Raw genomic sequence first — 23813 nt, 5'->3', positions numbered from 1 at the left:
ATAGGAAGGTTGAAAACCAGACAGAGAATAAATTTCCGGCTAATCTGAAATCAGTAGGTTAAGCTTGACATAAATGATAGGTTCATTGGATTACTGGTTTCGGTATCGCAGATTAAAGTAGAAATGAGCTCAATTGAATAATTAAAATTCACAAAAAATGATGGCACAGCACTTAACCATACTTAAAAAATACCTAATGATTTGTTGCTTTCTTATGCTGAGTATGTGTACTCAAAATAGTAATCAAGCTTCTGAAAAATCAACAAAACCTAATATAATATATATTCTTGCAGATCAACTACGGGCCCAGGCTGTGGGCTACAGTGGAGACCCAAATGCAAATACCCCAAATCTGGATCGGCTAGCGGCCAGTGCAATTAATTTTAAAAATGCAGTGGCTGTAAGTCCTGTATGTACTCCCTACCGAGCGGCACTCATGACGGGTCGTTTTCCACTGAGTACAGGAATGTTTATGAATGATTTGTACTTGCCAAGTGAGGAACTTTGCATGGCTGAAATCTTTAAGGAAGCAGGATATAAAACAGGATACATTGGGAAATGGCATTTGGACGGGCATGGTAGGGAAAGTTTTATTCCTAAAAATCGCCGCCAAGGGTTTGAGTATTGGAAAGCACTGGAATGTACACACGACTATAACAATTCTTTTTATTATGCGAATGAGGATACTACAAAGCTTAAGTGGGAAGGTTATGATGCCTATGCTCAGACCAAAGATGCTCAGAACTACATCCGAGAACATTCTTCCGATGAAAAACCATTTTTACTGATGATTTCCTATGGCATACCCCATTTCCCGCATCATACAGCGCCCGCTGAATTAAAAGAGAAATATCCTTTAGATTCCATAAAACTTCGTCCTAATGTGCCTGAATGGAGGCAAGAGGAAGCTCGAAAAGAGGCTCAGGGTTATTATGCCCATATCCTGGCACTGGACCTTTGTATAGGTAATTTAATGAAGACGCTTGAAGAGACAGGTCAAGCAGAAAATACAATAGTAGTTTTTACTGCAGACCATGGAGAAATGCTGGGTTCACAAGGAGAGCCACCCAAAGAGAAACAACGTCCCTGGGATGAGTCCATACGTGTTCCTTTTCTAATAAAGTATCCGGCAGTTTACGGGAACGAAGGATATGAGATAAATGCACCAATTAATACGCCCGATATTCTACCCACTTTGTTATCCATAGCAGAAGTCTCCATACCCAGCTCAATTGAGGGTGAAGATCTTACCCATTTTATTTCAAATGACAAGATTGAGGATGATCGGGCTGCTTTGATAATGAGTGTTTATCCTTTTGCCGGCTACCACGAAGGGATCCCTTATAGAGGCATAAGAACGGCACGCTATACCTATGTTCGAAACCAGGATCAACCATGGCTTTTGTATGATAATTTGGAAGACCCCTATCAAATGGAGAATTTGCTTAACAATATAAGTTACCGGGACATTCAAAATAAACTTGATGAAACACTCCAGGCCAAACTTAAAGAGAGGGGTGATCTGTTTCTACCTAAAGAACAATATTTGACCATTTGGGGCTACGAAGTGAATACGGAAAGGGGACATGAAATTCCCTATAAAAATTATGAGACCAAAGTGCAAAGTCCGGGATTCAAAAATAATTAACCTAGGTTTAAGGGATTGATTTACTTATCCTTGGAGCATTTTTTGTCCCAGTTTGTATAAAAGTTCAATAAATTTAACAATTGATACCTATTGTTCGCCTCATGGCCGGACCACATTATTTTCGTAATTCTGCTAAAGCCATCATCAGACCAATGAGCTTATTAAAGTATGGGACTTATACTAATAGGAAATGAAAATTAAAAATAGTTTAAAATAATCAGACATGATAAAAGTCGGACTATTCGGAATTGGACTTGACACCTACTGGCCACAATTTGAGGGATTGCTCGATAACCTGAGAGGATATCAGGAACAAATTAAAAACAAAATATCAGGCTCTGGTTTGGAAGTAGTCGATGCAGGAATGATAGATAATCCAGAAAGAGCACGCGAAGCTGCTGAATTGCTTAAGAAAGAGGATGTAGAAATTGTTTTTCTTTATGTTTCAACTTATGCTTTGTCGTCAACCGTATTACCCATAGCGCAAAAAGTAAAGGCACCAATCGTTATTTTAAATCTTCAACCTGTTCCCCAATTAGATTACGAAAAATTCAATGCGCTTGATGACCGTGGAAAAATGACCGGTGTCTGGTTGGAACATTGTCAGGCCTGTTCAGTACCTGAAATTGCAAGTGTGTTTAACCGGTCTGGCATCCCATATGATATTGTGACCGGTTATTTAAAAGATGAACAAGCCTGGTCGGAAATAAAAGCCTGGACGGAGGCAGCAAGGGTTGCCGCTAAAATGAGAAACAATCGGCTTGGGGTTCTTGGCCATTACTATGGTGGAATGTTGGATGTTTATACCGACCTGACAAAACAATGCACTGCATTCGGCACGCACATCGAATTGCTGGAAATGTGTGAATTGAAAAAATACAGGGATGCAGCCACAGAAGGCGAAGTGCTCTCAAAGATTGAAGAATTTTCAAACTCATTTGAGGTCTCACCTGAGTGTGAGAAAAGTGAGATCGAAAGGGCAGCCAAAACATCGGTAGCATTGGATAAGCTGGTCGAAGCCCACGCTCTTGGAGCGATGGCTTATTACTATGAAGGCGAATCCGGAAACGAATATGAAAATATAGTAACATCAGTAATAGCCGGCAATACCTTATTAACCGGGAAAAACATTCCTGTAGCTGGAGAATGTGAGGTAAAAAATGCACAGGCCATGAAAATAATGGCTGAATTTGGGGCAGGAGGCTCCTTTTCTGAATTCTACCTGATGGATTTTAAAGATGATGCCATCTATCTGGGTCACGATGGGCCTGCACATCCCGCCATTGCCGAGGAAAAAGTAAAATTGGTTCCACTGCCCGTTTATCATGGCAAGCCCGGGAAAGGTTTGTCCATTCAAATGAATGTAAAAAACGGACGGGTGACTTTACTCTCTGTGGTGGAAGGAAAAGATGGTTTATTCTTTTTAATCGCAGAAGGCGAATCAGTGGCTGGGCCTGTATTGCAAATCGGAAACACCAATAGCCGCTATAAATTCCCTATTGGTGCTAAAATGTTTATGGATCAATGGTCTAAACAGGGACCGGCACATCATTGTGCTATTGGACTTGGACATATTGCTGACAAAATTGAAAAGTTGGGTCAAATTTTGAATATCGATGTGGTAAAAATTTGTTAATTATTACAGCAAATTTTTGAATACTAGAAAAAAAAATAAGAATAAATGTGGGAAAATAGTAAAGGTTTCAGGACACATTTATTGAAAAATTATTGGCGTATTTTGAAGTTATTTATTAATATTAAAAATTTGCTTACGAAATATTGGCAACTCCAAATCATAAAAGATATGGGTATTGCCGAGGTAAAAATAAATGGACGAGACAAAGGCATCGTCTGCACATCGCCATTTCGGGTAGAAATTAGCGATGCACTACAAAAAGTCGACAATATCCTTGAAATTAAAGTAGTGAATTCATTTTACAATCGTGTAGCCGGTGACCAGACTTTACACAATAAAAAGAAATTCATCTCCACCAACACCGATTTGAAACATGATTATAGAGACAGACCCATTGACGAAATACTATTGGAACCATCAGGTTTATTGGGGCCGGTTACTATTTTACAGGCAAAAGTATTCTAATGTCAATGCAAGCCTAAATCTATGTAAATACCGGTATGTCTTTGAGCTATTTCAGCCTTACAAAAAGCCTCAGATTACCCAGGCTATGCTTGTTTTTTGTACCTTAACCAAATTCAAAATTCACTAATCAATGCAAGCAATTTTTGGAATAATTTTCCACTCAATAGGTGGATTTTCCGCAGGTAGTTTTTACATGCCATTTGATAAAGTAAAAGGTTGGGCTTGGGAAAGTTACTGGATCGTAGGAGGTCTTTTTTCATGGATAATAGTGCCTCCTCTGGCGGCTTGGCTTACAGTTCCTGATTTTATGCAAATTATCAGTAGTTCTTCAATGAATATTATTTTTTTTACTTTTTTAATGGGAGTTTTGTGGGGCATCGGAGGATTAACTTACGGCCTGGGAATAAGGTACCTGGGCATGTCTTTGGGTAGTTCTGTCGTTTTGGGTTTTTCAGCAGCTTTTGGGGCCTTGGTTCCATCAATATACTACAATTTATACCCTGCCGTTGGGAAAGTTTCATTTACTGATATGATAAACAGTACCGGAGGCCGTTTGGTATTATTGGGTGTCCTTCTTTGCCTGACAGGTATTGCTGTCTCGGGAAGGGCCGGTATGATGAAAGAACGAGAACTATCGGAAGAACAGAAAAGAAAAAGTATAAAGGATTTTAGCCTGGTGAAAGGATTGATAATTGCCATTTTTTCGGGTATTCTCAGTGCATTTTTCAACTATGGAATTGAGGCTGGGAAACCTTTGGCAAATGCCGCTGTGGAGGCAGGATTTAACCCGCTTTATCAAAACAATGTTAGTTTTGTAGTAATTTTGTGGGGAGGTTTTACCACCAACTTTATTTGGACAACATTTTTGAGCTTAAAAAATCGTACACATAAAGATTTTTACAATAAAACAACTCCCTTATTTAATAATTATATGTTTGCAGCAATTGCGGGGACAATCTGGTTTTTACAGTTCTTTTTTTACGGAATGGGCGAAAGTAAGCTGGGTAATGGTGCAAGTTCATGGATACTGCATATGTCAACAATTATTTTAACTGCTAATTTTTGGGGCTTTTACCGAAAAGAGTGGAAGGAAACTTCAACAAAAACCAAGTGGACCATAGCCTCAGGAATTGTTATCATTATTATGTCCATATTCATAGTAGGGATTGGAAATTTTAAAGAAACATAACCTTGGGTCCATTCCTTTACAGGAAACCAATTTCAATGGTGCCATTGATCCGGCAACAGACCAAAACCCCGGTTATTGATTATTATAGCAGACTTCCAGGTTTTTAAAGCCTGGAGGTCTGCGTTATACAAACCCAATATAAGATGAAAAGAAGAGAAATGATTGCCAGAATGGGAGCGATATCAGTAGGACTGACCGCCCCGCAGCTTACAAAAGGGGAAATGCTGGCAGCACCATATACCATCAAAAAGCAAAAAATTGAAACCGAAATTTTGATTGTCGGTGGGGGAACTGCCGGCGTTGTGGCAGCCATACAGGCAGGAAGAGCAGGGGCCAAAACTACCCTGATAGAAAGTGGCAGCCAATTGGGAGGGACGACTACCACCGGAGGGGTATCCTTCCCCGGGATATTTCATGCCTGGGGGAAGCAGATTATCGGAGGAATAGGATGGGAGCTGGTGATGGATGCGGTAAAACTAAACGATGATATCCTCCCTAATTTCTCTATCATTCCCAACAATGACACCATTCGTCATTGGAGGCATCAGGTAACCGTCAATAAGGCACTTTATGCCTTGCTGGCAGAGGAAAAGTGCCTTGATGCAGGCGTTGGCATTCACTATTATGAAACGCCCACAACCATTAATTTTACCAATGGAAAATGGACCGTCAAAACGGTTGGGAAAGGAGTTGCCAATGAAATCATTTGTGATCAGATCATCGATTGTTCCGGTAATGCCGCCGCCGCCTCAATTGCTGGATTTGACTTATTAAGAGAGAAAGATACACAACCAGGATCCTTTATCTTTCGGATTGGAGGCTATGATTTTGAATCCCTGGACCTTTCTAAAATTCCACAGGAATACCATGGCAGGCTTAGGCAAAATATGCTGATTAATGAGGACGTGAAAGTGGATTCATCCGTTAATAATTTCCCACCTACCGTGCCCTATAACTACGTTTATGTGCATGGGGCCGACTCTTCTACAGCCGAGCTGCATACAAAAGCCAATATAGAAGGTAGAGCGTCCCTATTGAACCTGATCAGGAAATTGCGAACATTTCCGGGATGTGAAAAATTAAAATTAATGGATGCCCAGACTGAAACTGCCGTTCGGGAAACCTACCGGATTGACGGACTTTATAAGGTCACCCATGAAGACTATGTTTCCGGAAAAGTGTTTCCCGATTCCTTGTCTTATTCTTTTTATCCCATTGATTTGCATAGAGATGGGGAATCTATTTATCAGGAATTTCTCAAAGAAGACATTGTGGCCACCATCCCACTAAGGGCATTGATACCAAAAAACAGCCAGAATTTTTTGGTTGCCGGGCGTTGTCTGAGCAGTGACCGGCTGGCCAATTCAGCATTGAGGGTTCAGGCATCCTGTATGGGCATGGGACAAGCGGCGGCAGCAGCGGCCGTTTTGGCGATTAAACTCAAGGTTACCCCGGCTAAGGTCCCCCTTGATGAGTTGAAAAATATGCTAAAGATGCATGGAGGGATTGTACCGGAAGCTTAAGCAAAACCTACAAAGCAGAGATACATGATCAATTGGATAAAGGGATTTTCGATCGGGCTTTCATTGGTCCTGTTTTTTTTAGAAAAAAAGGAGGATATCAGGTATTTTCAACCTGCTACCATATCCATATCTGATTCTTCCAGCTTGATCACCATATCCATTAATGATTCCCTGTACCGGCAGGAAATGCGCCAGGAAGACGGAACTGTCAGTATTCCGCTGAATTATTTTATGGATTTGCACACCGGAGTATGCTTTGACAACAAGTGTCGTCCCTTGAAAATAAGGGTCTACTGGAACATTACCGGCAGGTACCTGGGTTTCGAGCTGCAAGATGGAGAGTTTCTGAGCAAATATGATCATGATCCTTTTTCACCAATGGAATACGAACAATTGCATCAACTGCTGGCAGATCCATTTCTGCCATTGGGAAATTATGCTTTTGAGGATTTAATCAAAAATACGGACACAGTAAGCCATTCAGCAGATGGGGTATCTGGTGCTACGGCAAAGGATGTGCTGGATTATGTGGTGCCTGGGGCTGCCTATACTACCCATAAATTATACCATGTCGTCCACGGCCCGGTTCAACAGCAAGTTATAGGTCTGACAGAAAGCAGCTTTGATCCCTATCTGTTTACAAAGATCCTGCAAAGTACCGATCAGAGTGACAGAACCTGGGCATTGGAGCGGCTTGACATACTCCCGGAATTAAATGATTTGGTAATGGATGGATTAATTAAAATCTTACTTGAAGAAGAATATTTCCAGTCCTACCTGTTATTGAAATCACTTACAATTGAACAGCTGGGATCGGAGGATTTACAACTTCAACTTTTCAAGCTTATCGGTAAGGTAGACCATGGCATAGAAAACCTGATTTTTGATCAATTGGCTGAAGCAGCCCATTTAAATCCGGATGTGGTGAACCATTCAATGACGAACCTTAACCAGATGACTGGTCCGCAGCTGGTAAAGCTACTGAAGTTATATTCAGATCATGGGATAAATTCAGCCAAATTTAATGGAGCACTAGGCAGAATGATACCCCATGAAAACAGTTTTGTGGAGCGTCAGGTACTGGAGTTTCTGGAGAAGCATGGCAATAGTCCTGATCATTAAACCCGAAATATGCATTAGATTTTCTACTTCGGACTTAAAACGCTTCAAAATCACCCGCTTCGCTCCACTTTTCGAGTTCACCGTAGGGGTGACTACGCCTCACTATCCAAAGTGATTGATTTTCTCGCGTTTTAAGCCCTCGTCACGAAGGCTAATACATAATCCGGGTTAAAGAGATCCCTGGTGCATAGGGGAGACCTTTGGTTTTTTCTATTGTGGGAAATAAATCGCTTATAGCTCCACCAATTTCAGTAAAAACTCCTAAGTCCAAATTGATTAAAATTTTGCTTTTAATAACTGGTAATCATACGATACTTTATCGTATATTCGTAAAAAGTTAATAGTATGAAAGTTACAGCCATTATTCCTGACGAGTTGATAGCGGAAGCCATGGAATTATCCAAGGCAGATACAATCACAGAAACGGTAAAAATTGCTTTAATTGCCTACATCAGAACCCAAAAAATCAAGCAATTGGGAACCACGGTTTTGAATGAACCATTGGCGTTCAGGTACGCTGCGAAGGAAATACGGGACTTGAATCGCGAATGAGAGGGGTTGTGTTCGATACTTCCATCTGGATTGAATACCTGAAAGGAAATCCCAGCTTCTTTGATATTTGCCAGGAACTTCTTGAAAATGGCAGGGTGTTTGGTCTTGAGCTTATTTTTGCAGAACTTTTGCAAGGTGCAAAAAGCAAAAGAGAGGTAAATGTTATTCTGGAGTATGCATCTTTGGTTCCCGCTTTGGATGAACCTTTTTTGGTGATGGCATCAGGTTTACTTGCTTATCATTCTGGATTGGTTCATCATGGAGTAGGAATAATCGATGCGATAATTTTTAATGCAGTTCAGAAAAACGAACTCAAACTCTGGACTTTGGATAAAAAACTGAAGCAAGTTGTGGGGTACGATTTGTTGTATTACCCCTAAGTCGTCATTTATTGAGCCGGAGAAAATAAAAAGACGGTTGTTTGCCTCATGGAAAAAATAGCCACCTCAATTATTTTTGTGGCTTAGCTCAAATTAATAGCTCAGGCCTTGATAATCCCTGATTTTTTATCCAAATTAAAAGCATGGAAGCCAATCCAATATCTTTTTTTCATCCCAGGGAACTGCATAGCAATACGAGTATCCTGACCGTGACTGCCTATGTACTCAATGGTTTGATGGTATATTTGTACTGGCCCCATTGGGTGGGGTACCTGTCATTACTTATTTTGACGGTTAATATCATCTTGATAGCTATACTTTTTTACCAGATCCTGAATGACGAGGAAGAAAAAAATATTCGTAGGAACTGGTTTTTTGCTATTTTAAGGACGGTACTAAACCTGTTGGTCTTATTTTTGGTGCTTTACCATATGGAATTAATCTGAATTTTGCCGGTAATGAAAAAAAACTATCCTGTTTTTTCCTTTTTAATTTTCCTATTTGTTTTAAACACGGGCTTGTTACAGGCCCGGCAAGCTTCGCCACCCAATATCCTGATGATCTCCGTGGACGATCTGAACGATTTTATCGGTGGAATGGGCCATCCGGATGCCTTGACCCCCAATCTGGACCGTCTGATTTCCAGGGGTGTTTTGTTTGGCAACGCCCAATGCCAGGCACCCATGTGCAGTCCCTCCAGAATGGCCATTATGACCGGCTTGAGGCCTTCCACTACGGGGATTTATGGTTTTATCCAGGACAACCAAATCAAGGAAACTAACGAAGCCACCCAACAGGCCACTTTCATGCATCAATATTTTAAGGATGCCGGCTATTATACCATGGGTGTGGGAAAAATTTTCCATAACCATGCGCCCGACGGCTTATTGGATGAAAGCGGGGGCAGGGAGCCTGGCTTTGGTCCGGCACCGGCACAAAGCTTCCATTGGGACAAAAAGGGCACCTCCACGGACTGGGGTGCCTTCCCCGAAAGAGACGATCAGATGCCGGATTACCGATCGGCCAAATGGGCCATTGAAAGGATTCAAAAAGAATATGATCAACCCTTTTTCCTCTCCGTGGGTTTTCTTCGTCCTCATGTGCCTTGGCATGTACCGCAAAAATGGTTTGACCTTTACGACAGAACAAAGATCCATTACCCGGCATACCTTAAAAATGACAGGGATGACCTGCCAGAGATAGCCTTGAAAATTGATGATTTACCCATGATGCCTACGACAGAATGGGCCATAGAAAACGGGCAATGGAAAAATATACTTCATGCTTATCTGGCTTGTGTATCTTTTGTTGACCACTATATTGGGGAGTTGTTGAATGCCTTGGAAGAAAGTCCCCATGCGGAAAATACCATTGTGGTACTCTGGTCTGATCATGGCTACCGGCTGGGAGAAAAAGGCACCTTTGCCAAAGTGGCACTTTGGAACAGGGCCACCATCTCCCCACTGATCTTTGCCGGTCCCGGAATCCCAAAAAACCAGCGTGTGGACGCTCCTGTGGAGTTATTCTCGATTTATCCGACACTTACGGACCTGGCCAAGCTCCCCAACCCCCCAAATATTGAAGCCGAAAGCATCTTTCCCTTGCTGGAAAATCCCAAGAGTAAATGGGCAACCCCTGCAATTACTACATGGGCCCGGAACAACCATGCGGTTGTCAGCCAGGAATATCGCTACATCCGCTATGAGGATGGTTCCGAAGAATTGTATGACCTGGCGGCAGATCCAAATGAGTGGTACAATGTAGCCACTGAGGAAAAATTTGCACCTGTCAAATCGGAGCTGGCGCAGTACCTACCAAAAATCAACGTGAAGTGGGCTGCGACATCCCGCTATGACAACAATGATTATTTCCGAAAACAAAAAAAAGAGCAAAGTGAATAAGTAGGCAGCAATTGGATTTGACATGGAAGCAAGAAAGGATTTGCCAGGAGTTAATGAATAGGTTGGTTTAAATACTTTGTATTCCTTAAGTTCTATCTCCCAACCTGGTCCCTGTGGTGCCTGAGCTTGTCGAAGGCCAATACTTTTCATCTGCCAAAAACAACCCTTCTTTTTGCCATTACGGCTCCCAAATCATGTTTTTATTTACCGAATATTGAACTTAATTATATTTTTTAGATTAACTTGAATGTTAATTTTGAAAATCTACCCAATTATCCAAAAACCCATGGGACACATCATTTCCTTCTTCAGTAATTTTGGTGGACGATCTATTTTGGTGCATTGGATCCGGTTGGTGTTTTTGATAAATTTATTTTTGGTAATTAATCCCGAAATTCAGGCCCAGCAGAACGAAAAGCTTGCCGTTTTAATTGTGGATGGGTTCAGGAACCACGATTGGCAACAAACATCGACCGTTACGCAATGGATTTTGGAAGAAAGCGGATTATTTAAAGTTGACATAAGCACAGTTCCTAAAGACAGCATAGCAAGGAAATCGTGGCTTCCCAAATTTGACAAATATACCGTGGTCATTCAAAACACCAATAATATCCATAATTCCAGCTTAAGGTGGCCCAAAGAAGCCGAAAGGGCATTAGAAAAATACGTGGCCAAGGGAGGTGGATTATATATCCTTCATTCGGCGAACAACGCATTTGCCCATTGGGAAGCTTACAATGAAATGATAGGGTTGGGTTGGAGATCCCAATCGGTGGGTACGGCATTGGAAATTGACTCACAGGGAAATGTAAAACGATACCCCCCGGGTGAGGGGAGAGGCACCGGGCATGGTGACCGTTTCAATGCCCTTATCCAAATTTTAAACAGACACCCAATCAATCAGGGATATCCGGATGCCTGGCAGACGGTAAATACCGAAGTTTATTACTTTCCCCGAGGTGATGCTAAAAATATTGAGGTACTGTCTTATGCTTATGACAGCACTAGTACCCATCAAAACTGGCCTGTAGAGTGGGTGGTGGGTTACGGAAAAGGCAAAGTGTACAATTCCAGTTTAGGACACCTTTGGGAAGGGGAAACCTATCCCCCGGCTTACCGCTGCGTGGGGTATCAAACCACCGTAGTGAGGGTAGCCGAATGGCTGGCAACTGGCAAGGTGGATTTTCCGGTTCCACCTGATTTTCCTACTGCTGATTTTCCCAGCCTGAGAAATCCCCATATGAAATAAAAACAAAAAGCCAATAGCACTTCAAAATCAAACCAAACACTATGAAGAACTTGTTTTTTTGCCTGTTCAGCTTCCTTTTGTGCAGCAGTATCTCTGCACAAGGTTTGGAACAGCAGCCTGCGGCCAATTTTGATCAGGAGCGAACTGGGATTCCCAAGGGAAAAATAGACACCATTCATTATGCCTCAAAAACGGTGGATACAGTCAGACGGGCCTTTGTCTATTTGCCCCCTGGATATTCGAAGGCAAAGAATTATCCCGTGCTGTACCTGTTGCACGGCATAGGTGGAGATGAGGAAGAGTGGTTAAGGGGCGGGACTCCCAAGGTTATTCTGGATAACCTTTATGCGGATGGAAAGCTTGAGCCCATGATCGTGGTTCTTCCCAATGGCCGGGCCATGAAAGATGACCGCGCAGGCGGAAATGTGATGGAGCCCGAAAAAGTGGCCGCTTTCGCCACCTTTGAGAAAGACCTATTGAATGACCTTATTCCTTTTATTGAAACCAATTACAGGGTGATAAAGGATAGAGAAAGCCGGGCTTTAGCCGGTCTGTCCATGGGCGGCGGACAATCTCTGAATTTCGGGCTCGGCAACCTGGATACTTTTGCCTGGGTGGGCGCGTTTTCTGCAGCACCCAATACCAAAGCACCTGAAACATTGATTCCAGATCCTCAGGCGGCAAAGAATCTTTTAAAAGTTTTGTGGCTATCCTGTGGAGATGAAGACCGGCTGTTACGTTTCAGCGAGCGCACGCACGAGTACCTGGACGAACATGGTGTGCCTCATGTATATTTCATTGAGCCCGGAGGACATGACTTTAAGGTCTGGAAAGGCGGACTTTATCGTTTTTCCCAATTGCTCTTTAAGCCTGTGGATAAATCGATTTATGGATCAACAGGTGGGTAACTTATTGAAACTTTGTACAGACTGGCAGATAATTATTTTTTTTTGTATATTCAATTGGTTTTGAACAATTTGTCCCTATTCTGAATAATCGTGGAAAAGAAAAATAATTTAACCCGGCTTCACTTATACCTTTGGATGTTTCTGATAATTTATTCTTCGGCAGTCGATTTGGGCTGGGCGAGGCAGGGAAACTCAATTGTCCATTTGGGGACTGAGCCTGGTAGTGCACGAATGTCAACTGTTTCTGAAAGTGGAAAAATCCGGATAGCTTCCTGCCAATTTCCTATTTCAGCAAACATATTAGATAATTACGGCTGGATAAAGCGGCAAATGGTCGAAGCAAAACTCAAGAAGGCAGATATCGTTCATTTTCCGGAATGCGCATTATCGGGATACCCTGGTGTGGACATGCATTCAATAGACGATTTCAATTGGGAAGAATTGTTTCATGCAACCGACTCGATCAGAAATTTGGCAAAAGAGCTGAGTCTTTGGGTGGTTTTAGGATCCATGCATCAGTTAAGCGAGGGAAACAAGCCGCACAATAGCTTGTATGTCATCAATGCTTCCGGTGAGGTTGTAGACAGATATGATAAACGGTTTTGCACCTCCGGTGATTTGAATTACTTTTCACCCGGTGATCATTTTGTTACCTTTCAGCTAAACGGTGTTACCTGTGGGTTGCTGATATGCTACGATATCAGGTTTCCGGAACTGTATCGGGAATACAGAAATCTAAATGCAGATATTGTTTTCCAATCATTTTATAACGCCCGGCAGAAAAAGGGAAGTATTCACCCCTTGATCATGCCTGTTACATCGCAAGCAATGGCGGCTTCCAACTATTTTTATATGTCCTTGACCAATTCTTCGGCTCCGGAAAGTTGGCCGGGTCATTTCATTACGCCGGATGGACTGATACAAAATAAGCTCCCCCCAAATGAGCCAGGAGTGCTGATATCAGATATTGATCTGTCTCGAAATTATTATGATGCGAGCAAACCTTTTCGACCAAATGCTATTCAGGGAAAATTGAACAGCGGGGAAGTAATTGCAGATCCCAAATCAGCCGACCGAACCAGTATTTACTAAAAGAATACCGTAAAATACGCTGCGGCTTCAATCCTGTTTTCGAATAGGAAAAGCACCTTTCTTCTACGAAAATAAATTGACAGGGCAATGACCCAATGTGAAACAGATGTTCGTCCCATTTGCCATTTAGTTTCAGGTCGTGGGTTTAATTTGTATCTTGGACAAACTTAACCCAATAATCCGGGATCTCTGATCCTGAGGTAAGCTAAGACTCAATAGGTACCTGGCAATTGCTAGAAAAGCTCAAAAATAAAGACAGGACTCCAATTCAAAACCATGCGGCAGAACCTATGTTTTTGGCTTTGCAGGTACTTGTTTTTATTGCTTTTTCCCCGTAAAGTACCAGATCCAGCCAGCTCCCTTATCTTATTACGCCTATTCGGTCTTTACCTCAGGTGCTGCCTTAAATTGGCACATCCAATTCTTCTATGGGACTTGTTTGTAATACCTTAACAAGAAATGATCTGAAGTAAAGGGTCGGATGCTAAGATAGAGCTACAACTGCTTTAAAGGGTTGATCAATGGTTTTCCCATTTCCGGAATGGATATTTCAAACCGGTCTCCATCCTGCACTTCTATGCCATCCGCAAAACTGGCTACTGCAGTACCAAAATAATGCACATGTACATCGCCAGGCTGTCTGAAAAGCTCATATTTGAAATGGTGGTGTTCCAGGTTGGCGATATTATGACTCATATTGGCATTGCCGGTAAGAAATTCTTTTTGCCAAACTACTTTATCGCCTCTTTTGATGGAACTCAGCCCCTGTAAGTGATCCGGTAGATCGCTGACAAGCAGTTCCGGCCCATATGCACTGGGCCTGAGTTTGGAATGGGCCAGGTAGAGGTAATTGATTTTTTCCATTTTATGGTCCGAAAATTCATTGCCCAGGGTAAAACCAACCCGAAACGGCTTGCCATGCGGGTCGATAACATACAGTCCAGCCAGTTCGGGTTCCTCTCCTCCATCAAGGGCAAAGGGAGGGGAAACCAGGGTATGTCCCGAAGGTACCACACAAAGTCCATTGCCTTTGTAAAACCACTCGGGCTGAACTCCAGGATCATGCCCATGCATTTTTCCACCTTCCAATCCCATCTGAAACATCTTCATGGAATCTGTCAGTTCGTCGGGCTTACTGCTTTCAAGTTTTTGGTGCATTTTGTCCCGGGAAGCAGCCGATCCCAGATGGGTCAGGCCTGTTCCCGTAATCCACGACCGGTAAGGGTCCGGATGTGAAAGGGGCAATTGGATTTGATTATTCGCAATAAGCGGTTCATAGGCTTGGGTTTCCCTTCCCAAATGTTCTTCTACCAGATCTGAAATGGATTTTCCTGTCTCAAATACTTTTTGGGTCAGGGCATAGGTACTGGATATTCCTTTTACTATACGGAGATAGTCTCTTTCTACCATCCCTACCTGAGAAGCAGAATCCTTATTTTTAAATTGTACAATTCTCATGGGATTGATTTAAGTTGATAGAGGCGTAATCATGATCCAATATTAAAAATTGGGTCTGAATCCTACTCTGAACGTAATCCGCTCAAATAAGCCGTAAGATGAGCCAAATCTGCTTCATTCATGTCCAGTTGTGCGGGATCAGGCATGATGCTGGTATTGAACCTTTTCCGGGATGCAATGTCTTCTGAGGAAATGTTATAAGCCTCATTTTGCATTCCTTCCAGTACGACTATCGGCCCATCCGCCTGCAGGAAGCCTGCAGCCACCGTCCCATCTTTTAAAGTGATAAGCCACATTTCATAACCAAAGGCTACCCCGGCACTTGGATTGGTGATCGCATCCAATAAGCCTTCCTGATCCAGCTTGGCCCCAATCATGCTCAGGTTTGGTCCGATATTCCTGCCTTCATTCCCTATTTGGTGGCAGGTGGCACATTTGCCCTGGTATATTTGTTTTCCTTTTACGGGGTCACTGTCCAATGCCGTGATGTTGGCAAGGGAGTAAGCTGTTTCAGGGGATGGATGGTCAAAATAATCTCCTGCCAGCACCTGAATGGCCTGTTCCGGGTTGTCGAAAATCACCTCGCTGACGGCTGCTTTCAATTCAGGGGATAATGCTTCTTTTTCTGCCAGTCCAAGGAGCATCAGTCCTCCGGTTTTATCCCTGGCCATGGCTTTGGCTGCCTGAATTTTTTCGGCTGTTGCGGCGTTGCTACTTTCAATAGTGGATTTCAAAGCCAGCATCTCCTTCTGGATTTCAGGACTGAGGTTTGCTTTCAATTCCGGAATTTCCATATCAAAACCGTTCCAGTCATTGTTTCTCCTGTACCTCAGCCACCACAAAGCCTGGTCCTTTACACCGGCAATTTCTGATGCCGCAATTTCCTGCATGGCATTTACCGCTTCCTGTTCATTGATAAAACCCAGGGCGGTAACCGCTTTTTGTTTCTGGGCAGCGGTTAGTTGATTTGTCATGGCCCTTTCTTTCAATCCGGGGATGGCCTGGCTGGGATGCAGGCGCCACATCAAATCCGCATATCCAGGTTGCCAATTAATGGGATCAGATCCAAGTTCCTGTTCCAGGGCAGGATAAATTTCTGCTTCTTTTCCGTCCATAGCCAATCCCAGGGCTTCTACATAATAGCGGTCTGTACCTTCGTGTTGGGAAGCCAACTGAATCAAGGTTTCTTCTACCGCTTCCAGAGGCATATCCCTCAGGGCCACTGCTACCTCACGTCTGACCTTAGGCGAGGGATCTGCACTTAATTCCCCTGCATAGGGTAAGATATCTGATTTAACCTGACGCAAAGCCCTGAAAGCAGTCAAGCGCAGATCCGGATTTCCGGCTTCCAGTTGTTTTTCTACTTCCAAAACCCCTTCATCGCCCATTTGAGCCAAGAGCCAGATGGCCCTGGCCTGGTGGTAAGGGTTGTCATCTTCCAAAACAGCCCTGACCTCCTCAATGGCCTGGCTGCCTTGTGCTGCCAGCAAGGCAAAGCCCGCATTCCGAACATTGACAGCCGGGTTCAATAAAGCAACTATTTGTCCGCTTGTAGTGGAGAGGTCGATTTCAGGTTTTGGGAGGTTTTTACCCTTAGGCGTGATGCGGTATATGCGGCCATAGCCCGTACTGTCAATCATCCTATGGCCTCCAACCATACCGTCATACCAATCGGCCACATAGATGGCTCCATCCGTTCCTACCAGCACATCGCTGGGACGGAACCATTTGGATTTATCTTCATCCGTGGCCCGACTTTTGGCTTCTTCCACCTCTTCTTCCCTAAGGGAGGTGATCAGGTTGTGTCGCTTTAAAACAAATCCGGCACCCTTGGTTTCGGGTTTGTAAGCCAAAATTACATTTCTGCCTGCTTCCCCTGCCAGTAAGGTGCCCCGGTATTTTTCCCCCATCAAATCACTCTCGTAGAAAGTTACACCTGTAGGAGAACCGGCACCTGTGCTGTCCCCGAGCGGAATTACCCCGGGATCGTCCTGGTGCCAGTGGGCGGTTACAGTAGCTTGACCGGGACGCCGGTCGGCCTGCCATTTCCTGGATCCATCGGTATTGAAATAGCCCATATTGCCGCCTTCCATCAGCCAGGAAACGCGAACGCCCTTGTTGCCATCATCATCGTTGTCATTTTGCCACATATTGCCATAGGAGTCCAGGGCCAATTCGTAAGAATTCCGGAAGTTATGGCCCAGCACTTTCATACCGGTGCCGTCGGGATTAACCCTTAAGGCAATACCACCTACCCACATTTTGCCATCATCGCTGACCATGCCCGGTTCGTTATCTTTCATATGCGGCGAACCCCCATTGTATAAACTTCCTGATCGCAGCGTCCAGCTGCTTTTATCGGTGACAATGTGTGGTCCTGCATTGCCGGCATTGAAGTAATATTTCCCATCGGGTCCGGCCACCACGGCATGTAATCCATGGTCATGGTCCAGGCCCCCAAAACCGGTTAAAAACACTTCTTTGTTATCGGGTTTGTCATCGCCGTTTTCATCGGTATAAATGATAATGGAAGGCCCGCTGGAAACAATGACCTTGTTGCCTATTACAGAAATTCCCAATGGGGCGGTTAAATCCTCGTCTTGCACGAAAACCTTAGAAGTTTCGGCCACCCCGTCTCCATCTTTGTCTTCCAGTATCATTACCCGATCTCCCGATTCATGGTTTTTAAACTTTTCAGGATCATTCCGGAACAAGCGGTAATTGAGTGCCTCTGTCACCCAAATCCGCCCTTTTGCATCCACATCCATATTCGTGGGATTGAAAAACTGGGGGGATTCCGCCCATAAGGTGGCTTCTAAATCCTCAGGTAAATACAGCCCGGTACTGTCATCATAATATTTTTCACCCAATGAAAAAGGCTCCTCCTGAACTTCTTTTTTACAACTGAGGGTGAATAATGAGATGACCAGGATAGTCATGCAAAAGATGACCATGCTAAAGCTGGCAGGTCTTGACTTGAATAAATTATATGGCATTTTGGGCAAAATTAAATGGATTGTATCATGGCGATATGGCCATAGTTATTTTACAGTTAAGGCTAAAAGTAAAAAAAAATGCTATTAAAAGAAAGCATTGGATATTTGTGCACCCATTTTTATTCTTTCGGAAACAAATGATAATTAACCCCAATTGAAACGCCCATAAGATGGTATTTGTGTTGTTCACCGCCAATGGGTTGAATGCCTTTCCAATATTCACCTTCTAAATAGGTGGAAAACCGCTTACTCAAATCATAGGTAAAACCCAAGCCCCCCTCCAGGTAAGACAGTTGCCATGTGTTTTGAGAAACTGAAGTAGAAAGGCCTAAAGACGAGGCAAATATAGGTTTATTGTAAGCAAATTTTTGATCTCCAATATGATGTGCCAGTAGACCAATTTTAAGGTTCATACCAAAATCACCAATGATTTTTTGATGGTATTTGATGGAAAATGGAAAGAGTAGTTGCTTAGATTCGATCCAGATATGGCCTACTGGATAGGTTACCTCTGACCAATCGGGGAAATGCGTCAGGTTTTCAATAGGATAGCCTTCACCAATTGAAATATAATTGTCGGTATTGCCACCCAACACCCCTGCAGAAACAGACCACTTTTGGTTGATTATCAAGGCCATATTCAATCCGGGAAAACGCCAGGAAAATAATTCTTCCGAATAGGGTAGGCGCGTGGTGCTGAAACCATCTACAGGATAAAGCCAACTTACAACCGGACTTACGGTTAGATCCCAATGTAAAGGCTCTTTAATTTTATACACGGCTCCAGTCCCCTTCACGGTGGCAGAGGGAATGCTTGAGGTGCTGTCCTCAATTGTCAGCAAGTGACGGAGCAGTTCCTGCTGAGACAGGGTATCCAGGCTAAAATAGCTTTGAGGGTTTTTCTGACGGTAACTGTAATAGTGTCGCTTTGATCTAACATTATTTACTGCAGAAGCCTTCTTTTTATCCTCTGAATATTTTTTTAGGAATGCTATTTTCTTTCTTTTTCCAGCATTGCCCTTTATTCCGGTTGGGTTCCCGTGGTTTTCTTCTTTAATTTCTTCGTTTAAATCTTCTGATAAATCCTGATTCTTTTCGATTTTATAGCCCTCAGATTCATTGTAATTAGGGAAGGGTTGATTCGATTTGTCAGTTCCCTCCGATAGTGAATTAATATTTGGGGCTTTTTCTTCTATCTGAATGGAAGAGGTTTGTTGTGTTTCGGGTCCGGGGTATTGGAAGTATATAAAAGTTCCCAATAAAAATAACCCTGAAACAGGGACAACCGCCCACCAGGTTCTCCACCAGGGAATTTTCTTCAGATGTGGCAAAAAATCCGTCCAGGCAGCTTCCGAAAATTCAGGATGGTAATCTTCCAGTTTTTCCTTGATCAGGCGATCCATTTTATCCTTTTCCATATACCTGTTGCGTTGAAGTAGAAATATTATTCAGTGCCTGCTGAAGTTTCAGCCTTGCCTTGGAGAGATTTGATTTAGAAGTGCCCATTGAAATCCCAAGTTTTTCGGCTATTTCTTTGTGGCTGAAAGCTTCCACGACATGTAAGGTGAAAACCATCCGGTAGCCCGGAGGGAGACATTGCACCAACTTAAGGATATCTTCAGCATGCAAATGGGATAAGGTCCTTTCAGCATCCGGCCTGTCTACATCCTGCCCGATTTCCACATGTTGGTTATTGTATTTTTTATTTTTCCGATAATGATCTATGGCGGTATTGATTAGGATTCTTCTTAACCAGCCGGCAAACGATAGATCTGGTGAATACCGCTTGATCTGCGTAAAAACTTTCAGGAACCCGTCGTTGAGAATTTCTTTGGCTTCCTCGGGACCGGATGAAAAGCGAGCGCAGATACTCATGGCATAGGGATAGGTAGATTTAAATAGCTCGTATTGCGCCTTCGTTTTGCCTTTGCAGCATTGCTCAATAATTTTTTTCAGTTCCGGGGATTCATGCAGGTTCATATTGTTTACATCACGTAAATAATGACAAGGGGGGTTGTTTGCAGGATAAAAATATTTTTGCTTACAATAGTAACTTTTCTGTATTTAGGTAAGAATTAAGGCCCTTAAGAGATACAAGGAACCCAAAAAAATTTGTTTTCATTTTAAATATTTAAAATAAATGTTTAATATCCTGATCATACACCGCTAAATTTATTTTATCATGACAAAACGCAGGGAATTTTTAAAAAAAACCACCATAAGCTCAGCAGGAATTGTGGTTGGTGGTTTGGGATTCAGTGCCAAAAGTTATGCCTCTATTATAGGTTCTAATGATCGTATCCACCTCGCCCAAATTGGCATCCGGAACCAGGGGACCGTCCACATCAATAATTATTGCAGGCTGAAGGACAGTCATAATGTGGCTTTAAAAGTGCTTTGCGACACCGATGAAGCACTTTTTGATGCCAAATCGAAAATAGTATTTGATAAAACGGGTATCAAACCTGAGCTGGAATGGGATATACGGAAAGTGCTGGAAAACAAAGAAATCGATGCCGTTTCCATGGCTACACCCAATCACTGGCATGCCCTGGCCACGGTTTGGGCTTGTCAGGCAGGGAAACATGTTTATGTGGAAAAACCGGCCTCACATACGATTTGGGAAGGCAGGAAAATGGTGGAGGCAGCTCAAAAGAGTGGATTGACGGTACAGGTTGGATTGACCAATCGCGCGTATACAAATGTTAGGGATGCCATCCAATTTCTTCATGAAGGCGAAATAGGAAAGGTGTACATGGCCCGCGCTCTTACCTACAAGCTGCGCAACTCATACGGTACGGCAAAAGACAGTGATCCACCGCCAGCTTTCCACTACGACCAATGGTTGGGTCCGGCTCCTTACCGACCCTATAATGAGAAGCGGAGTCATTACAACTGGCACTGGTACTGGGATACGGGCAATGGGGATTCTGGCAATACTGGTACCCACCAATTAGACATCGCCCGCTGGGGACTTCAAAAGTACGAACATCCGGAAAGGGTTTATTCCAGAGGAGGAATTTATGGTTTCAACGAGGATGATTGCAGGCCAAACAACTGTACTCCGGGGACCATGGTCTATGGGGATGTGGAGACCTATGGGCATGATCGATCCATGCAGGAAACGCCAAATATCCAAACGGCATCCTTTACCTATGCCGATGGCACCTTGCTGGAATATGAAGCCAGGGGAAGATATACCAACTATGAAGGAAGCGATGGCAAGGAAGTGGGCAACCTATTTTATGGCTCGAATGGATGGTTGGAAATTTCAGGCAACACCTGGAGGGCGTTTCGCCAACGGGAGACCGAACCTTTTGCGGGCTCTGAAGTAGGTGATTCAGCCCAGGAAGCCAGCTTGTTTTCCAACTTCCTGGAGGCCATCCGGTCCGGAGACCAAAACCAGCTTCAGTGCACCATGCAGGAAGGGTTTTATTCCTCCGCATTGCCACTACTGGCGAATATTTCCTACCGGGTGAAGCGTGAATTGAGATTTCTGGGAGATAGGGAGCAATTTGCCAACGATGCAGAAGCTGATACTTACCTGTCCAAGATATACAGAGAACCATTTTCCTTTCCTGCAAAACTTTAATTTTACCCACTATGAAAAATTACGTATTCATCGGTATAATTTTCTTGCTTACTGTCGGCAAGGCGTTTACACAGGCTTTACCTACGGGCGATTCGGCTGATTTTAAAGTGAAAACCTGCCTGCATTCCATTGGCTATTCCGGCCTGTGGCGCGGACAAGCCGTACTTTCAGTGGATGAATTTTTAGTCAAAGCCAGTGAATTGGGATATGATGGTGTAATGCTCATGGCAAAAGCCCCACATCTTTCTATTTTGGATTACGATAAAGAAGCGCGCACACAACTAAAAAGTAGGATAGCGGAGCTGGATTTAACTCTGGTAGGACTTGCAGGATATTCGGATTTTACCGCAGGCATGGACAAGCCCGGAATACCCCATAGCGAGATACAGGCAGCCTATATCGGGCAACTGGCGGAACTGGCCGGTGATCTGGGTACAAAAATGATCCGCATCTTTACTGGCTATGAAAGGCCGGGTATTCCCTATGATAAACAGTATGCCATGGTAGTGGAAGGAATCACCCTTGCCGCCAAAGAGGCACAGAAGTATGGGGTGACCTTGGTGGTCCAAAATCACCATGATATCGCCATTCACCATGATGCCATGCACTGGCTTTTGAAAGAAATTAACATGCCCAACGTCATGTCGGGCTGGGATGCCTGGTCTCCCACTTTGGAAGGACTGAGCAAGGAGGAAATCAGAAATTCCGTATTGAAGATGAAGCCTTTCCTGGCAAATACCATTTTGGCAGATTATAGGCCGCTACCCAGGTACCAGTACGTACATGCGCTTACCAACTATCAATCCGATAAACCTGTTATGCGGGCTACGGCCATGGGGGAGGGGATTATTGATTATGAGAATTTTATCGGAGCCCTGAAAGAAATCGGCTACCAGGGCTACCTGGTCTATGAAATGTGCGAAGTGCTGGAAGGTGGTGGCACGATTGAAAACCTGGATGCCACCGCCAAAAAATTTCTGGATTATGTAAAGCAGTTTGAATGATTTAAATTTTTTGATCATTACCATACACGGTTGATCAGGCTGGCCCTGCTTTTTGTCCTCAGGTTTGATCAGGCGGAAGAAGTGGTAGGCCAGGTTTTTCTCAAATTACTGCGCAAGAAAGAATCCCTGATGGCTATTCAGAATTTGGAAGGCTACCTTCTTAAAATGGTGAAACACGAGTGCCTGATTTATTTAAAAACCAATAAAAAGCGGGATTCCGGAAAAGTACTTGTTGATGATTTACAAGATTACCTCCTGATGGATCAAAATGATCCTGAAAAATGGATTTTTTATATTTTCTATTATTGTAAGAATAGTATTTTTTACTTAGGACAATTAGCGGCAATACACTGCCTCTTGGGTAATTATATCCAATTCCATTATATTAGTATAATGAAGCAGAAAAAAGCCGGAAACAAGGTTAACGAGCCTTTTACCGAATACGGAAGGTATTCCTATTCCGATTACCTTGAATGGCAGATGGATGAAATGGTGGAGTTGATCAAAGGCAAGGTGTTTCGGCAGGCAGCGGCTGCACCCAGGAGAATCCACCAGAAAATTTCTGGTAAAGTTTTCGCTAAAATTTTTAATTTTCTGGAGGAACGACACTGCGAGGTCTATGAAGCACCCTTCGATGTACGGTTGCCTGTAAAATCCAAAAGGAATGAGGACATTGATACAGTTGTCCAGCCGGATATCTGCGTGATATGTGACAAAAGCAAACTGGATCAGTTGGGATGTATAGGTGCTCCGGATTTGATTATTGAGATTCTTTCGCCAGGCAGCAATAAAAAGGAGCTGAAAAACAAATATGAAGTCTATGAAGAAAGCGGTGTGGGCGAGTATTGGATCATTCACCCGGACGAGCAGACCGTTATGACCTACACCCTGGTGGAAGGGAAATATGTCCCATCGAGACTTTTTACATCGGGGGATGTTATTGCGTCCAAAAGCATTTCCGGATTCCAGTTGGATTTGGAATATGTTTTTAAGGATTTGGACTAATGTAATGAATACCGCAAAAAATGACTTGTTGGAAAGCGGTTCGGAATCTATCCTCCAAAGTATCTCAACGAATCATTCGAAATTTAATTCGAT

Annotated in this window: 20 protein-coding genes and 1 pseudogene; 17 read left to right on the top strand and 4 right to left on the bottom strand. The window is 43.3% G+C overall.

Annotated elements, in window-relative coordinates; all coding sequences use genetic code 11:
• Window positions 1–223: 223 nt before the first annotated feature.
• The 13 genes from HUJ21_RS17980 (at window position 224) to HUJ21_RS17920 (ending at window position 13665) form a co-directional block, all read left to right on the top strand.
• Complete coding sequence (locus tag HUJ21_RS17980) at window positions 224–1648, top strand: sulfatase (protein WP_291371948.1); 1425 nt, start codon at window positions 224–226, stop codon at window positions 1646–1648.
• A gap of 223 nt (window positions 1649–1871) precedes the next feature.
• Window positions 1872–3284 carry an L-fucose/L-arabinose isomerase family protein gene (locus tag HUJ21_RS17975; RefSeq protein ID WP_291371947.1) on the top strand — a complete coding sequence of 471 codons (1413 nt, stop codon included), beginning with the start codon at window positions 1872–1874 and terminating at the stop codon, window positions 3282–3284.
• Window positions 3285–3452: 168 nt separating this feature from the next.
• On the top strand, window positions 3453–3749 hold the full coding sequence (locus HUJ21_RS17970; RefSeq protein ID WP_291371946.1) for a glycosylhydrolase-like jelly roll fold domain-containing protein: 297 nt from the start codon (window positions 3453–3455) through the stop codon (window positions 3747–3749).
• 130 nt (window positions 3750–3879) lie between these two features.
• Window positions 3880–4938, top strand: a complete 1059-nt coding sequence (rhaT, locus tag HUJ21_RS17965) for an L-rhamnose/proton symporter RhaT (RefSeq protein ID WP_291371945.1) — start codon at window positions 3880–3882, stop codon at window positions 4936–4938.
• Between the two features lie 143 nt (window positions 4939–5081).
• On the top strand, window positions 5082–6461 hold the full coding sequence (locus HUJ21_RS17960) for an FAD-dependent oxidoreductase (RefSeq protein ID WP_291371944.1): 1380 nt from the start codon (window positions 5082–5084) through the stop codon (window positions 6459–6461).
• Window positions 6462–6485: 24 nt separating this feature from the next.
• Complete coding sequence (locus tag HUJ21_RS17955; protein WP_291371943.1) at window positions 6486–7583, top strand: hypothetical protein; 1098 nt, start codon at window positions 6486–6488, stop codon at window positions 7581–7583.
• Between the two features lie 345 nt (window positions 7584–7928).
• Window positions 7929–8135: a type II toxin-antitoxin system VapB family antitoxin gene (locus HUJ21_RS17950; RefSeq protein ID WP_291371942.1), complete on the top strand. Its 207-nt coding sequence runs from the start codon at window positions 7929–7931 to the stop codon at window positions 8133–8135.
• A complete protein-coding gene (locus HUJ21_RS17945; RefSeq protein ID WP_291371941.1) occupies window positions 8132–8515 on the top strand; it encodes a PIN domain-containing protein in 384 nt (127 codons plus the stop codon). The genes HUJ21_RS17950 and HUJ21_RS17945 overlap by 4 nt, the downstream gene beginning before the upstream one ends.
• Before the next feature lie 143 nt (window positions 8516–8658).
• On the top strand, window positions 8659–8961 hold the full coding sequence (locus HUJ21_RS17940) for a hypothetical protein (RefSeq protein ID WP_291371940.1): 303 nt from the start codon (window positions 8659–8661) through the stop codon (window positions 8959–8961).
• A 12-nt stretch (window positions 8962–8973) separates the two neighbouring features.
• Complete coding sequence (locus HUJ21_RS17935; protein WP_291371939.1) at window positions 8974–10416, top strand: sulfatase; 1443 nt, start codon at window positions 8974–8976, stop codon at window positions 10414–10416.
• 286 nt (window positions 10417–10702) lie between these two features.
• The gene (locus HUJ21_RS17930) at window positions 10703–11665 is read left to right on the top strand and encodes a ThuA domain-containing protein (protein ID WP_291371938.1); all 963 of its coding nucleotides are present in this window, start codon (window positions 10703–10705) and stop codon (window positions 11663–11665) included.
• Window positions 11666–11706: 41 nt separating this feature from the next.
• Window positions 11707–12573: an alpha/beta hydrolase-fold protein gene (locus HUJ21_RS17925; protein WP_366483712.1), complete on the top strand. Its 867-nt coding sequence runs from the start codon at window positions 11707–11709 to the stop codon at window positions 12571–12573.
• A 90-nt stretch (window positions 12574–12663) separates the two neighbouring features.
• On the top strand, window positions 12664–13665 hold the full coding sequence (locus HUJ21_RS17920) for a carbon-nitrogen hydrolase family protein (RefSeq protein WP_291371937.1): 1002 nt from the start codon (window positions 12664–12666) through the stop codon (window positions 13663–13665).
• 495 nt (window positions 13666–14160) lie between these two features.
• On the opposite strand, the gene araD1 is transcribed toward HUJ21_RS17920, so the two are convergent.
• The 4 genes from araD1 to HUJ21_RS17900 all read right to left on the bottom strand — a co-directional run bounded on the left by araD1 (window position 14161) and on the right by HUJ21_RS17900 (window position 20099).
• Entirely contained in the window at window positions 14161–15123 is a 963-nt protein-coding gene (gene araD1, locus HUJ21_RS17915; RefSeq protein WP_291371936.1) for an AraD1 family protein, read from the bottom strand.
• A 62-nt stretch (window positions 15124–15185) separates the two neighbouring features.
• Window positions 15186–18119, bottom strand: coding sequence for a PVC-type heme-binding CxxCH protein (locus tag HUJ21_RS17910; protein ID WP_291371935.1), 2934 nt, complete (start codon window positions 18117–18119; stop codon window positions 15186–15188).
• A 119-nt stretch (window positions 18120–18238) separates the two neighbouring features.
• Window positions 18239–19537, bottom strand: coding sequence for a hypothetical protein (locus HUJ21_RS17905; RefSeq protein WP_291371934.1), 1299 nt, complete (start codon window positions 19535–19537; stop codon window positions 18239–18241).
• Complete coding sequence (locus HUJ21_RS17900; RefSeq protein ID WP_291371933.1) at window positions 19524–20099, bottom strand: RNA polymerase sigma factor; 576 nt, start codon at window positions 20097–20099, stop codon at window positions 19524–19526. The genes HUJ21_RS17905 and HUJ21_RS17900 overlap by 14 nt, the downstream gene beginning before the upstream one ends.
• A 202-nt stretch (window positions 20100–20301) precedes the next feature.
• Here HUJ21_RS17900 and HUJ21_RS17895 point away from each other — a divergent pair, with 202 nt between their 5' ends.
• From HUJ21_RS17895 to HUJ21_RS17885, 4 genes and pseudogenes are all read left to right on the top strand, one after another.
• Window positions 20302–21711 (top strand): Gfo/Idh/MocA family oxidoreductase, encoded by a 1410-nt coding sequence (locus tag HUJ21_RS17895; protein WP_291371932.1) that lies wholly within the window; start codon window positions 20302–20304, stop codon window positions 21709–21711.
• Between the two features lie 11 nt (window positions 21712–21722).
• Window positions 21723–22715 carry a sugar phosphate isomerase/epimerase family protein gene (locus tag HUJ21_RS17890; protein WP_291371931.1) on the top strand — a complete coding sequence of 331 codons (993 nt, stop codon included), beginning with the start codon at window positions 21723–21725 and terminating at the stop codon, window positions 22713–22715.
• Window positions 22716–22736: 21 nt separating this feature from the next.
• Window positions 22737–22913 (top strand): annotated as a pseudogene (locus tag HUJ21_RS25110) (RNA polymerase sigma-70 factor); the annotation flags it as partial.
• 195 nt (window positions 22914–23108) lie between these two features.
• Complete coding sequence (locus HUJ21_RS17885; RefSeq protein WP_291371930.1) at window positions 23109–23720, top strand: Uma2 family endonuclease; 612 nt, start codon at window positions 23109–23111, stop codon at window positions 23718–23720.
• Window positions 23721–23813: the final 93 nt, after the last annotated feature.

Origin of the sequence: Cyclobacterium sp., assembly GCF_014762705.1 — a bacterium.
Taxonomy (GTDB): Bacteria; Bacteroidota; Bacteroidia; order Cytophagales; family Cyclobacteriaceae; genus Cyclobacterium.
The sequence above is the reverse complement of the archived record's forward strand: the minus strand, read 5'-3'. Positions and strand labels throughout refer to the sequence as shown.

What these genes read in the sequence shown, in the direction of transcription:
- HUJ21_RS17980 (WP_291371948.1), top strand. Translation starts at nt 224, where the DNA reads ATGTGTACTCAAAATAGTAATCAAGCTTCTGAAAAATCAACAAAACCT.
- HUJ21_RS17975 (WP_291371947.1), top strand. Translation starts at nt 1,872, where the DNA reads ATGATAAAAGTCGGACTATTCGGAATTGGACTTGACACCTACTGGCCA.
- HUJ21_RS17970 (WP_291371946.1), top strand. Translation starts at nt 3,453, where the DNA reads ATGGGTATTGCCGAGGTAAAAATAAATGGACGAGACAAAGGCATCGTC.
- rhaT (WP_291371945.1), top strand. Translation starts at nt 3,880, where the DNA reads ATGCAAGCAATTTTTGGAATAATTTTCCACTCAATAGGTGGATTTTCC.
- HUJ21_RS17960 (WP_291371944.1), top strand. Translation starts at nt 5,082, where the DNA reads ATGAAAAGAAGAGAAATGATTGCCAGAATGGGAGCGATATCAGTAGGA.
- HUJ21_RS17955 (WP_291371943.1), top strand. Translation starts at nt 6,486, where the DNA reads ATGATCAATTGGATAAAGGGATTTTCGATCGGGCTTTCATTGGTCCTG.
- HUJ21_RS17950 (WP_291371942.1), top strand. Translation starts at nt 7,929, where the DNA reads ATGAAAGTTACAGCCATTATTCCTGACGAGTTGATAGCGGAAGCCATG.
- HUJ21_RS17945 (WP_291371941.1), top strand. Translation starts at nt 8,132, where the DNA reads ATGAGAGGGGTTGTGTTCGATACTTCCATCTGGATTGAATACCTGAAA.
- HUJ21_RS17940 (WP_291371940.1), top strand. Translation starts at nt 8,659, where the DNA reads ATGGAAGCCAATCCAATATCTTTTTTTCATCCCAGGGAACTGCATAGC.
- HUJ21_RS17935 (WP_291371939.1), top strand. Translation starts at nt 8,974, where the DNA reads ATGAAAAAAAACTATCCTGTTTTTTCCTTTTTAATTTTCCTATTTGTT.
- HUJ21_RS17930 (WP_291371938.1), top strand. Translation starts at nt 10,703, where the DNA reads ATGGGACACATCATTTCCTTCTTCAGTAATTTTGGTGGACGATCTATT.
- HUJ21_RS17925 (WP_366483712.1), top strand. Translation starts at nt 11,707, where the DNA reads ATGAAGAACTTGTTTTTTTGCCTGTTCAGCTTCCTTTTGTGCAGCAGT.
- araD1 (WP_291371936.1), bottom strand. Translation starts at nt 15,123, where the DNA reads ATGAGAATTGTACAATTTAAAAATAAGGATTCTGCTTCTCAGGTAGGG.
- HUJ21_RS17910 (WP_291371935.1), bottom strand. Translation starts at nt 18,119, where the DNA reads ATGCCATATAATTTATTCAAGTCAAGACCTGCCAGCTTTAGCATGGTC.
- HUJ21_RS17905 (WP_291371934.1), bottom strand. Translation starts at nt 19,537, where the DNA reads ATGGAAAAGGATAAAATGGATCGCCTGATCAAGGAAAAACTGGAAGAT.
- HUJ21_RS17900 (WP_291371933.1), bottom strand. Translation starts at nt 20,099, where the DNA reads ATGAACCTGCATGAATCCCCGGAACTGAAAAAAATTATTGAGCAATGC.
- HUJ21_RS17895 (WP_291371932.1), top strand. Translation starts at nt 20,302, where the DNA reads ATGACAAAACGCAGGGAATTTTTAAAAAAAACCACCATAAGCTCAGCA.
- HUJ21_RS17890 (WP_291371931.1), top strand. Translation starts at nt 21,723, where the DNA reads ATGAAAAATTACGTATTCATCGGTATAATTTTCTTGCTTACTGTCGGC.
- HUJ21_RS17885 (WP_291371930.1), top strand. Translation starts at nt 23,109, where the DNA reads ATGAAGCAGAAAAAAGCCGGAAACAAGGTTAACGAGCCTTTTACCGAA.